Raw genomic sequence first — 12,482 nt, 5'->3', positions numbered from 1 at the left:
GCTTCGCGGGCACCGATCAGGAAACGCGCGACAACCGGAGCGCAAAGCCCTTGAGGTGGGCTATTCGACTTTGTTGCTGTTATTGATCTGTGTCGCAATGGTAGCGATCTGATCACGGTAGATGCTGGCAATATCCAAGCGTCTCGCTCGTTCGAGATGTTGGGTAGCGATACTTGGCTGCTCAAGAGCCAGCGCCAGCTTCGCGAGGTTGATCTGATAAATGGGGTTCCTAGGATCAGTTTCTGCGGCTGCCAATGTGAGGCTGATCGCTTCTTGTGGCGCATTGAGACGCACATAGTGGTAGCGGCCATAGTTGTTTAACAACTGGGCCCTGACACCGAAACGCACGCTAGGGTTGTCCATCGCTGCAACGAAGAGCGCTCTGACCTGCGCAGGGCTCATCTCGATCCTTGCATCGGTAGCGGCGTTCTGGATCAGAAATACTGCATTGGGCTTTAGCGCCTTGTTGCGCCCAATGCGGTTGATCAGTTCTATGAAGATGTCGTCCGGGATTGGCTTTCCCTTGTATTGAGTGAGTATCAGGCTTACCACAGGATTTACATAGTTGGGCGACAGAGCCATGGCCCGTTCCAAGTAGGGCTTTGCGCGCTGCACTCCCAAGGGTTCTGATCCCTCGGCCATGGCCTCGATATAAACCAAGCGACCGGCGTCGTATTGGCTTCGCGCCGAGTCGGGGTGTTGTTCTGCCGCCACCAGCGCCATGCGCACGGGGTCGCCCCACAGCGTGGCTCGGTAGAAAGTGGTTGCGGCCAGCAACGCGATGACGGCAGTTGCAACGCCAATCTTGGTCTTGCCGCTACGGTTGGCCAACATCTTGCTGGTGATCACTACGGTGCCGATGATCAATCCGATCATCGGTGCGTAGTTTCTATGTTCGAACACGTTCTCGAGTGCGATGAACGTCGATTCCATGCTGTGACCCACCGCAAACCACAGTACCCCGAGCGCGAACGCCGGGCTGCGTTGTCGCAGCAGGATCGCCGTGATCAGTGCGCCCCCTAGCAGCAGGATGGCTGGCAGGGTGGTCCAGGGGGACAGCAGGGCGGTGGACCCTGGGATGTCGTCATGGTAGATGCCCATCCACTGGGGCAGCGGGGCGAAGATCCACAGTAAATAGTGGGAAAGGATGCGGGGCTGGGTGAGCAGCCGTTCGATCAGGGTGAAGTCGCGGCGCTCGTAGCGGGCGGTGATCCAGTCCGGATTTTGAAACAGATAGATTGCGACCAGGGTCACTGGTAGCAGCAGAAAAACTCCGAGGTACAGCATCAGCAGATTCTTATCGGTACGGCCCAGGCCGGAAAAGCGGAAGCAGACCCATTCCAGCACGAACAAGTAGGGAAAGATCAGCAGGCCGTTTTCCTTGCTGAAGACGGCCAGCACCGCACACAAGGTGGTCAGCGTCAGTGCCAGCAATAGACCCGATTGACCGTTCAAGGCGCGTATCCGGCCTGTTGTGTAACAGAGCAGGCCCAGAAGGATGAACAGCGTGGAGAGCAGGTTCATCCGCTGCACCACATACAGCACGCTGCTCACGCTGAGGGGGTGCAGCAGCCAGATCGCGGTGATTAGCAGGCTGATGCCACGCGGGTCGATACTCGCCCGCTGCGGCTTGATGCCGCCGCCCAGCAGCCGGGGCACTAGGTGACAACTTAACCGGTAGATCAGCAGCCCGCAGAGCAGGTGCAGCACCAGGTTGACCACCTTGAACGGGAACGGATGCATGCCGAACAACAGATGGTTGGCGGCAAACGAAGCCATGCTGACAGGTCGGCGCAGCTTGCCGGCGGTCGACGACAGGCTGGCCGCCAGCCAACTGTCGACGGAGCCGTCAATCGTCTGTATTGCGGGGTTTTCGACGATGTTGTGGAAATCATCAAACAGAAACTCGCCGAATAGCCCCCGGAAATAGGCTGCCACCACGCAGGCACCGATGATCAGGGCCATCAGGCGCCATGACCGGGGGGCTCGGTCTTGCGATGTTTGTGTCGGGGGCTGCTGCGGATTGGGCACGATAATGGGCTTCGGTTCGTGTGAGTGACAGTCCGTTAAGGGGCGCAGCCGCCAGTATCAGTGGGGGTGCGAATGACTTGGTCGAGGGCATCAAGATACGACTCCGGTGGATCGTCCGTATACAAGCTGCCCGTCGCCAGATGACGGGCAGCCGTTAGGTAACTGCGTGCCGCATCGCAGTGTCCGGCTTCCAGCGACCACAGTGCCTGCCAGTACGGGGCATTGACCTGCCGATTGATGCGCCCGGCTCGCTCTGCGACCTTGATCGCGGACCGCAAGTCGCCCTTCTGGGCAAAGGTGTTCCCCTGGGTGATGAGCAACTGCCCCGCGGCTTTCGGCAGGTAGGCGAGCTGAGGATTACTCAGCACCGCATCCAGCATCTGGTGGAGGTGCGCGGTACGGAGATCGATGCATCGGCCCGTGATGGTGAGGGTCAGGAGTTTGCTGAAGGTTTTCGGCATCGCGTGGCTGAACGGCTCGTGCGCCAACAGCGTCGTTGCCTTACCGGCAGCGACCGCTACCGGTGCGCCGGCAAGGCAGTCAAGTTCGATGCTCTGCAGGAGGGCCATCGGGTTTTCGGGATATCGCTTTACGTAGCGGTGAATCAAGTTGCGGGCGGCTTCGAACGAGCCGTTTGACTGCAGTACACCGGCTGCAAATTGCGTGGCGCGCAGCGACTCCGGCTTCTCCTTCAGCCACACCTGGGCTGCGACCTGCTCATTGCCCCAGACACTGGTCTGCAAGTGGGTCATGGTGCCCCACAGCAGCAGCAACGGGCCGGCAACCACTGCGATGAGCCGAAGGGGTAATGCCGAGAGCGCCGCTACCAATGCCCAGACCAGCCCGATATAAGGCAGGTAGTTGCGATGTTCGAAATAGAGTTCCAGCGGCACAAAAGTGGATTCCATGGCATGGCCAGCAAAGAACCACAGTAGGCCAGCGGCCACCATCGGCGCCCGCGACCGCAGCCGCCAGGCGACGGCGATGAGCAGCGCAATGGCCGCCCACGCCGTCCCCCGAATCAGCACCGGGAAGTCGGCAACGCTGACATCGTGGAACAGGCCGCCGCCAGACAATCGCGGCAACGCGAACAGGCGGAGGTAGTCCAACAGGATCGGGCCTTCGACACCCAGCCGCTGCAGGGGCGAAAAATCGCGGTATGAGTAGCGGTTGAGCAAAGCCGGCGTGCTAAAGACGAGATAGCCAATAAGGACCAGCAGGGGCAGGCGCAACATGAGCGCCTGGCCGTAGCGCCACCCGACGATGGGCTGGCGGACGCCAGCGAATCGGACGACGGTTGCTTCCAGTACCAGCGCATACAGCGGCAGCAAGGCACCGTTTTCCTTGCTCAGCGTGGCTAGCAGGGTGCCGCCGCCGATGCCGCCCAGCATCAGCAGGTAGCCGGCGCGGGGGCGGGTAACGGCCAGCAGGCGACCCTGTAGGTACATGGTCAGACCGATCAACGTGAACAGCAACGACAGCTGTGCCATGCGCTGCACCACATAGAGCACGGTGGAGACATGCAGCGGGTGCAGAGCCCACAACAGAGCGGCTAGAGCCGCCAAGGTGGCGGCATGGGGCAGGCGGCCGAGCTGAAACAGCCGGCGGCTCAGCGCGTAGAGCAGCAAAGCGTTGCCGAGGTGGATCAGCAGATTTGTGAGCTTGAATGGCCAGGGGTCGGCCGGCCAGGTCTGTGCATTTAGGGTGAAACTGGCAAGGCTGACCGGGCGCCCCAGTGGGCCCGACTCGCCCCCGAGCACGAAGCGCAGCCAGTGGCCGAGCGTCTGGAGGCCACCTTCGGCTCCTAGCGGGCTGAGGTTCCAATGATCATCGAAAAGAAAGGGCCCGCTGAGGCCAGTCCAATAGATCAGGCAGACAGGCAGTGACAACAGTCCTAGGGTCACCGTGGTGTGTATGAGCTTTCGCGGTATCACGTGATGAGCCTGGCAGCACAACAGAGAGGACGGTTAGTGAATCGGCGCGCAGCACTGGCGGCCGAAAAAAAACCGCCCCGCGATGCGGGGCGGCTTTGTGCGAACCAAACGCCGGTAATTAGCGGCAGTTTGCGGGCAGGTACTTGGACGGGATCGTTGAATCATCGCAGGCCCATGCGACTGTACCGCTTGAAGCATCGAAGGTCGGGGTCAGAACGTAATCTTGGCCAATTGCTGAGCCGCCGACAGCGTCGCTCGCCGTGACCGTGATCGCGCCACTGGCATTCATTGCAAACGTCTCGACGTACTGGCTCGTATTGTCATTGCAGCCAGCTTCCGTCAGGGTCCCCGGGAGTGTGCCCAAGGTTTGTGCGTACTCGGAAACGGACGACTTACATGCCGAAGCTGCGGTCACCAGTTCCGTCACCTTGGAGCGGGTGATGTAGTCCTGATAGGCCGGGATGGCGATGGCGGCGAGGATGCCGATGATGGCCACGACGATCATCAGTTCGATGAGCGTGAAGCCTTTCTGGGTGTTCTTGATCATTGGGTGCATCTCCATGGGTGATGTTTGAGATGAGCGAAATTAAGCTCGCAGCTAAAGCAGCAGGAGGCGTGCCAACTTGGTCGTTCGACCCCTAAAACAATGATCTTATGTGGCCTAGAAGGGATTCTGACTGATGAGTCAGACGTCGTCCTTCGCATTGAGGGGCATGTCAGAAAGTGACAAAAAACGTCACTTCCAGCCGCATCCACTGGATTCACAGGCGATGCCGTTGCCGGACTCGTCCATGCTGGGCGCGGCACAGTTCCGGAGGAAGAAGGCAGCCTCTTCGCAGGAATTCATCTGGTCGCAGCGCCGTCGGCCATCACAGTTGTACGGGGCGGCCTCGCCGAATACGGTGTCCGGCTCTACCGCGATGCTCGAGTCGGTCGTTGCGGTGTGATCGTGTGAGGGGGGCTCTGGTGCTGCGTGATGTTGCTGCCACCAGATCACGCCGGCGATGACGGCGAGGCCGACGGCGACGGTGCCGAGCCCGCGGGTGCGGCGGCGGGGTGGCTTAGGTTTGGCGGTTTTGGAGGATTTACTCTGCGCAGCGGGGTTTCCTGTGACCGGGAAGCCGACGCGGGTGGCGATGGTCCGGCCCTGGGAGTCTTTACCGTGCTCGTAGATCACCACTTCGCCGACGGCCGGCAAACGGCTGCGGTCGATGAAGTCTTCGTAGCGGAGGGGGATCTGCTGGTCGCTGCCGTTCTGGGTGACGAAACCGATGCCCAGGTGGTCATTCCAGGATGTGATTTTGCCTTGTAGTCGCATGCGGGCGGCCTTGTCCTTGTCCTCCGATGGAGGTGGGCAGTATCTGGCCCGTCAGGCAGGGCGGCAATGGGGGAATTCTTACAAGGACAGCAGAGTGCTGAGTGGCGAGTGGCGAGTGGCGAGTGGCGAGTGCTGAGGAGGGCAACAGCGCGAGCGAGGGGGTGTCATCGCGAGGGATGCACTCCCCAACTGTCATCGCGAGGGTGAACCCCACCGTTGTTGCGAGCACTGCTCGCGGGTGGGGTGAACGCACCGGCATGGAAGCCGGGGCTGGAGTGAATTCGCGAAGTGACGGTTCGCCAGGATGGCCAGCGCTGACGTGCACTAGCGGCACGACCCGAGGTGTATTAGCGGCACAACCCAACACCGATTCGGGGCAGTGCCGGCCGGGTGAGATTGCCGCGCCCGCTTTGCGGGCTCGCAATGACAAGAAGGGCGCGCGGGCTCGCAGTGACAAGAAGGGTGTGCGGGCTGGCAATGACAAAGAAGGGCGTGCGGGCCGCAATGACAAGGGATCGATTGTCATCGCGAGGGGCGTAGCCCCGCGGCGATCTCGTTGGTGAGGGCAGTGCCAGGCGGGTGAGGTTGCCACGCCCTGCGGGCTCGCAATGACAAAGAAGGGCGTGGCGAGTGGGGCCATTGCTCAGCACTCGGAACGTATCACTCGCGACTACGCTTTTCTTCAGCAGAACTGGGGTTTTCGATATTCATGCATAATTTGACTTGAATTTGTTTCAAAGAGCTCAATTCGTGTCTGATATTGCATCGATGTTCAAAAGCGAAATCGCCCGCCTGTCGAAAAAGACGGTGCGTCAACATACCGAAGCATTGCGTTCGGCAACCACTGCGCATCGCCATCAGCTCGCTGCCTTGAAGAAGCAAGTGGCGGGATTGGAACGTGAACTCTCCAAGCTGCGCCGTGTTGCGGTGCCGAAGGCGGTGGAAAAGCCAGCAGAAGACGTCGATACCGGCAAGGTGCGGTTTGTGGCGAAGGGCCTGAAATCGTTGCGCACGCGGCTGGGTTTGAGCGCGGAGGATTTTGCCCGGCTGATCGATGTCAGCACGCAGTCAATCTATAACTGGGAAGCGCGTAAAACCACCCCGCGGCCTGCTCAGGTTGCGGCCATTGCAGCACTGCGCGGGCTGGGCAAGAAGGATGCGTCGGCGCGGCTTGAGCTGATCGCTAAAGAAGCGCCGAAGGCGAAGGGCAAGGCCAAGGCCAAGGCCCAAAAGACCAAGGTGAATACCAAGGCCAAACCCAAAGCGGCGGCCAAGGCCACCCCGACAAGCCGAAAGGCCAAAGTGTCGCGGAAGGCCAAGTCTGCCGCCACGCCGGCAGCCCCCAAGGTGCGCAAGCCGCGTAAGGCGCGAGTGTCGGCGGCCTCCTAGTCTCAACTTTGTCATCGTGAGAGACGACGTCTCGTGGCGATTTCGTTGGTGAGGGCAGTGCCGTCCAGATGAGATTGCCGCGCCCGCTGTGCGGGCTCGCAATGACAGGGCGGCTGCATGGGCTCGCAATGACCGGAAATGGGTGTCATCGCGAGAGACGACGTCTCGTGGCGATCTCGTTTGGGAGGGCAGTGCCGGTCGGACGAGATTGCCGCACCCGCTGCGCGGGCTCGCAATGACAAGGGGCTGCGCGAGCTCGCAATGACAAGAAGGGTGCGCGGGCTGGCAATGGCGAGGGGCCAGGAGATGCGGGAATCGCGTCGCCAAACGTCTTACTAGGGAGGAGACCGAACCAGGAGGTGCATCATGCCCCGATCGCGTATTCGGTTCGTCGGCGCCCTGTGTCTGGGGCTGCTGCCCCTTGGGGTGCTGGCGAACGACGATTGTTACTGGCTCACCGACGGCGGCGCCAAGATGGTCGCCATCGAGGGGTGGGACTTCACTGCCGAGGCGGCCAAGCCCGGCTTGGTAACCTTGCCGGAAGCGCCGGAGACGGCCCAGGCCATTCTCTGCGAGCGTGACGACCCGGTACCGCAGCCCCATGACTTCGAGGCCCTGATTCAGGGCAAGCCGTTGTTTGTGCGGGCGGGGGTGGGGCGCGCGGCAGTCGTGACGGCGCTGGGCTCTGAAGACGGGGCCTTCAAGCTGAGCGTGCAGCAGGGCAGTGTTACCGATGCCCAGCGTGCGCTGATCACCGAGCGTCTTGAAGGCTTCTACGCGGCCTACGACGCGCTGCGCGCTGACGAGTAAACCAGGGCCGCCGGGCGGCGGGGCGCGCCAGGCTTTACGCTTGGCACATGAGCCCGCCGCGCAAGATCATTCACGTCGACATGGATGCGTTCTACGCATCGGTGGAGCAGCGCGACGACCCCAGCCTGCGCGGGCGCCCGGTGGTGGTGGCATGGCGCGGCATGCGCTCGGTGGTGTGTGCCGCTTCGTATGAGGCGCGTCGGTTCGGGGTGCGCTCGGCAATGCCGGCGGTCCGCGCCGAGCGCTTGTGTCCCGAGGCAGTCTTCGTCCCGCCGGACTTCACCCGTTACCGGGCGGTTTCGCGGCAGGTGCGGGAGATCTTCGCCCGCCATACCGCGTTGATCGAGCCGCTGTCGCTGGATGAGGCCTACCTGGATGTGACCGCCGATACCTCGGGCCTGGGCAGCGCCACGGCGACCGCCGAAGCAATTCGTGCAGCGATTCGTGCCGAGCTGCAATTGACGGCTTCAGCCGGTGTGGCGCCCAACAAGTTTCTCGCCAAGCTGGCGTCGGACTGGCGCAAGCCCGACGGCCTGTTCGTGATTCGTCCGGACAGCGCGGCGGCAGTGATTGCTTCACAGCCCGTGGGGCGCATCCCCGGCGTCGGTCAAGTCATGCAACGCAGGCTGGAAACCCGCGGATATCACCGTATCGGCGATCTCGCGGCGGCCGATGTGACCGAGTTGGTGCAGCACTTCGGCCGCTACGGCCGCCGTCTGCATGAGTTGGCGCTGGGGATCGACGACCACCCGGTGAAGCCGGATCGCCCGGTGCAGTCGGTGTCCAGTGAAGACACCTTTGCTGAAGACCTGCCGCTGGAGGCGCTGGAGCCGGCCATCCGGGCACTGGCGGCGAAGACCTGGCGGGGGCGGGGCAAGACCGCACGGGTGCCGCGGACCGTGGTGTTGAAGCTGAAGACGGCGGACTTCCGCATCATCAGCCGCCACCTGACCCCGGAGCGCCCACCGGATTCCGCCGATGCCTTGGCGGCCTATGCCCTGTCGTTACGTTTGCGGGTCGGTCTGCCATCGGAAACCCGCTACCGACTGGTGGGCGTGGGCTTGACCCAGTTCACCGACGCCGATGATGCGCGGGTGCAGGCGGACCTTTTTCTGGCGTAGTCCCGTTGTCGGCGCGAGTGTGTAGCCTTCTCCCGTCATCGCGAGCGGCGTAGCCGCGCGGCGATCTCGTCATCGAGGGCACCGCCGTACGGATGAGGTTGCCACGCCCGCTGCGCGGGCTCGCAATGACATGAAATGGTTGTCATCGCGAGCGGCGCAGCCGCGCGGCGATCTCGTCATCGAGGGCACTGCCGTCCGGGTGAGGTTGCCACGCCCGCTGCGCGGGCTCGCAATGAAATGAAATGGTTGTCATCGCGAGTGTGTAGCCTTCTCCTGTCATCGCAAGCGGCGTAGCCGCGCGGCGATCTCGTCATCGAGGGCACTGCCGTCCGGGTGAGGTTGCCACGCCCGCTGCGCGGGCTCGCAATGACAATGAGGGTGTACGCGCTCGCAATGACAGGAAATGGACGCGGGCGCGCAATGCCATCAGACCTTGTTGGCGGGCTCCTCGGGCAGGGGGTCGGGGGTGACCAGCAGCAATGCAGCGGCGAGGCCGACGACCAGCCCGATCCAGGGTTCGAGAAAGGCGATGGCGGCGGCGGTGAGCAGCACCGCGCCCCGCTGTGCCGGACGCTGGGGGATGGCCAGCGCGACATAGGCACAGGCGAAGCCGGTCACCACCAGGGTGAGGGACAGCGCAATGCCCAGCAGCGGCTTGAGGCCCGTCAGCAACGGCAGCAGGAAGTACACCAGCGGAATGCCCATCAGGTAGTAGGAATGCAGGCCGTCGTGCAGGGACCGCATCTGCTGTACGCCTTGCCGCCAGCGTTGCACGATGACCACATGCACACCGGTCCACAGGGCGCCCTGGGTGGGGAAGAAGGGGGTGCTGATCCCCAGCAGGGCATTGCGCACGGCCAGGCTCAGGTGGGTGCGACGGGCATCCTGGTGGATCGGTTCGTCGGGGCGTTCCGGCTGTGCGTCGGCCAGCACCGCCTGGCCGGTGACGATGTCGCCGAACAGGATGATGTAGGTGATGAAGGCCAGCGGTGCCGCCGTGAGGAAGACGACGGGCGACGGCCAGCCGACACCCCAGGGGGAGGCCACCGCCCAGGTCTCGGCGAGTGGCGGGACGAACAGACCCCACTGGATGTCGTACTGCACTTCGCCGACCAACGGCCCGACGATGGCGGCGGCGATGAAGCCGGGCAGCAGGCCCAGCGCGGCAAGACGGGCCAGCCCCACATGGCGCTTCATCAGGCCCTGCAGCGGTTCCGAGAAGATCAGCAGCAGTGCCACGCCACAGGCCACGGTGGTGGCGATTGGCTGGGTCAGCAGAAAGCGGTCGGCATCGTCGATCAGCACCCGCTTGAACGCGGCCAGTGCGGCGCCGAGGATGATGCCGGCCTTGAGCGTCTGCGGGATCCATCGCAACAGCCGGCTACCGAGGCCGGTCACGCCGAGCACGAATACCAGCAGCGCAAAGTTGATCGACAACGCGGTCATCGCCTGCACCCGCTCCGCCGGCGTCTCGAAGCCGGTGGCGATGAAGGCCAGCACCAGCGGTAGCGCCGGTGTCACCCAGCCGGGGGCATAGGGCTCCCCGAACACGATGACCGCCGAGGTGATGAGGATGTTGTGAATGATCGCGCAGGTCAGCGCCTGCTCGAAGGTGAAGCCGAAAAAATGCGTCATCACCGGCACCAGTGCCAGACCGGTGGCGGCCGAGACCAGCAAGCCCTGCAGAAACTCCGGCCACAGCAGGCGGGTGTGCAGAAATGGCAGGCGAAAGGTGAACGGGCCCCAGCGCCAGCCGGGCGTCGGGTCAGGGTGCGGGGTCATCTGAACACTCCTCGTGGTGATCTCAATGCCCCTCTGTCGGGGGTCTCATGGCACAGTAGCATCCCCGTACAGGGGCCTCCAGTATCGCGATGTGACCGTTGGGCCCCTGCCTGAAGCCGTCGGTCCCCTCCAGCGCGGTGTGGCGTGGCGACCTGTCGTAGGTTCAATGACTTAAGCCGGAGAACGTACCCGCCATGGAGTGGTTGACTGCCCTGTTCGAAAGCCGGGGGCTTCCCCACGGCTATTGCATCGCCTGGGACCCGCGGTTGCTGTGGGCCATGGTGATCGGGAATGGGCTGGTGGCCCTGGCCTATTTTTCGATTCCATTTGCGTTGGGGCACTTTCTGCGGCGGCAGCCCAATCTGCCGTTCGGCTGGATGTTCACGCTGTTCGGCGCGTTCATTTTCTTTTGTGGGCTCACCCACGTCATCGACATCATCAACCTGTGGCGGCCGTTGTATCGGCTTGATGCGGTGGTCATGACGCTGACCGCGGGGGTTTCGGTGGCAACCGCGATCTGCCTGTTGCCCTTGATTCCGCGGGCCTCGAATTATCTGGATGAGGTGCGAGAACAGGGGCAGCGCCTGAATGAGGTCAACCGGCAGCTACAGGAGGCGACCGCCACCCTGGAGCAACGCAATCAGGCGCTGGCGATCAGCGAGCGACGCTTCCGTCTGACGGTGGAGGGCGCGCCGATCGGTCTTGCCATTGTCAGCCTTGAAGGTCGCTGGATCGAGGTGAATCACGCGCTTTGCGAAATGCTCGGCTACAGCCGGGACGAGTTGATGGCCAGTTCCTTTCAGGACATCACCCATCCCGAGGATCTCGCACGCGACCTGGCCGAAGTGAACAACCTGATCCATGGCCGCAAGTCGAAATACCGGATGAACAAACGCTACATCCGGCACGACGGCAGTGTTATCTCGGTACAGCTGGATGTCGCCCTGCAGCGGGATGCGGAGGGGCAGCCGCTGCACTTCATCTCGCAGATTCAGGACATCACCGAGCGCCAGAAGATGCTCGCGGACCTGCGGGTCAGTGAAGCCGAGGCGCGGCTGATGGGCGTGCTCGACAATGGCCTGCAGACCTGTCTGAAGATGGAGGAAATCGGGCCGTTCGTCTCCCGGGCTTGCCTCCAGTTGTTTGCGGGCTGTTCAGGCGTGGTGTACCTGATCAACGCCTCCGAGACCCATCTGGAATCGCTGTATGGCTGGGGTGATGACACCGCCAGTGAGCCGGTCTTCAGTCCCGAGGACTGCTGGGGGCTACGGCGCGGCGAGACCTGGTTGAGCGATGCCGGCGATGCGCAGCGGGTGCGCTGCGGGCATCGGGGCAAGGTGCAGCGTGAGGCGCATGCGGGGCAGTCCAGCCTGTGCCTGCCGCTAACCGGCCAAGGCGAGTTGATCGGCATGCTGTTCGTGCAGTGGACGGGCGATGCCGCCAGCCACGGGCGGGCGGTAGAGGTCGCGGAGCTGGTGTCGGCGCGGGTTGGCTTGGCGCTGGCGAACCTGCGGCTGCGCGAGACGCTGCGCAACCAGTCGATCCGCGATCCGCTCACCGGGCTCTACAACCGGCGGCATCTGGAAGAATCACTGTCGCGCGATTTTGCACGCGCCGAGCGCGATGCGGCGCCGATCGCCGTGCTGATGATCGATATCGATCATTTCAAGCGTTTCAATGATGAGCATGGTCATACCGTTGGCGACATTGCACTTCGCCGTGTGGCCGACGAGATCAATGCATTCTGTCGCCGTGGTGATCTTGCCAGCCGCTACGGCGGCGAAGAGTTCACCGTGGTGATGACGCAGATCACCCTGGCCGAAGCCACCGCCCGGGCCGAGGCACTGTGTGCGCAGATCCGGCGGGTGCGGGTGGAGACGCGGGCGCACAGCCTGCTGTCGGTGACCATTTCCATCGGTGTGGCGCATTACCCCACGCATGGCGAAACGCCTGCCCAGATCGTTGACGCTGCCGATCGTGCGCTCTACCGAGCGAAGCGGGCAGGGCGCAACTGCGTCATCACCGCGGGCGCGCCCGGGACGGGTGGCGTGACGGGGCCGGTGCCCGACGAGAGTGCCGTCTGAGGCCGGTGTCGGG

General features: G+C 63.1%; 9 protein-coding genes. 4 read left to right on the top strand and 5 right to left on the bottom strand.

Features of this window, described 5'->3' with window-relative positions:
- Positions 1–60: 60 nt before the first annotated feature.
- The 4 genes from JN531_RS16175 to JN531_RS16155 form a co-directional block, all read right to left on the bottom strand.
- Entirely contained in the window at positions 61–1,965 is a 1,905-nt protein-coding gene (locus JN531_RS16175; protein ID WP_228349884.1) for a hypothetical protein, read from the bottom strand.
- A 101-nt stretch (positions 1,966–2,066) separates the two neighbouring features.
- Positions 2,067–3,920, bottom strand: a complete 1,854-nt coding sequence (locus tag JN531_RS16170) for a hypothetical protein (RefSeq protein WP_228349883.1) — start codon at positions 3,918–3,920, stop codon at positions 2,067–2,069.
- Between the two features lie 163 nt (positions 3,921–4,083).
- Positions 4,084–4,512 carry a pilin gene (locus JN531_RS17370; RefSeq protein ID WP_275591464.1) on the bottom strand — a complete coding sequence of 143 codons (429 nt, stop codon included), beginning with the start codon at positions 4,510–4,512 and terminating at the stop codon, positions 4,084–4,086.
- 189 nt (positions 4,513–4,701) lie between these two features.
- Complete coding sequence (locus JN531_RS16155) at positions 4,702–5,283, bottom strand: excalibur calcium-binding domain-containing protein (RefSeq protein WP_228349882.1); 582 nt, start codon at positions 5,281–5,283, stop codon at positions 4,702–4,704.
- Between the two features lie 750 nt (positions 5,284–6,033).
- On the opposite strand from JN531_RS16155, the gene JN531_RS16150 reads away from it, so the two are divergent.
- The 3 genes from JN531_RS16150 to dinB all read left to right on the top strand — a co-directional run bounded on the left by JN531_RS16150 (position 6,034) and on the right by dinB (position 8,603).
- Entirely contained in the window at positions 6,034–6,672 is a 639-nt protein-coding gene (locus JN531_RS16150) for a helix-turn-helix domain-containing protein (protein WP_228349881.1), read from the top strand.
- 366 nt (positions 6,673–7,038) lie between these two features.
- Positions 7,039–7,482: a hypothetical protein gene (locus tag JN531_RS16145; protein WP_228349880.1), complete on the top strand. Its 444-nt coding sequence runs from the start codon at positions 7,039–7,041 to the stop codon at positions 7,480–7,482.
- Between the two features lie 47 nt (positions 7,483–7,529).
- Positions 7,530–8,603 (top strand): DNA polymerase IV, encoded by a 1,074-nt coding sequence (gene dinB, locus JN531_RS16140; RefSeq protein WP_228349879.1) that lies wholly within the window; start codon positions 7,530–7,532, stop codon positions 8,601–8,603.
- Between the two features lie 426 nt (positions 8,604–9,029).
- On the opposite strand, the gene JN531_RS16135 is transcribed toward dinB, so the two are convergent.
- Entirely contained in the window at positions 9,030–10,385 is a 1,356-nt protein-coding gene (locus JN531_RS16135) for a hypothetical protein (protein ID WP_228349878.1), read from the bottom strand.
- A gap of 194 nt (positions 10,386–10,579) precedes the next feature.
- Here JN531_RS16135 and JN531_RS16130 point away from each other — a divergent pair, with 194 nt between their 5' ends.
- Entirely contained in the window at positions 10,580–12,469 is a 1,890-nt protein-coding gene (locus JN531_RS16130) for a diguanylate cyclase (protein WP_228349877.1), read from the top strand.
- Positions 12,470–12,482 lie beyond the last annotated feature (13 nt).

Source organism: Flagellatimonas centrodinii (assembly GCF_016918765.2).
Taxonomy (GTDB): Bacteria; Pseudomonadota; Gammaproteobacteria; order Nevskiales; family Nevskiaceae; genus Polycyclovorans; species Polycyclovorans centrodinii.
Note: the sequence above shows the minus strand (reverse complement) of the source record. Positions and strands in the feature narration are given on the sequence as shown.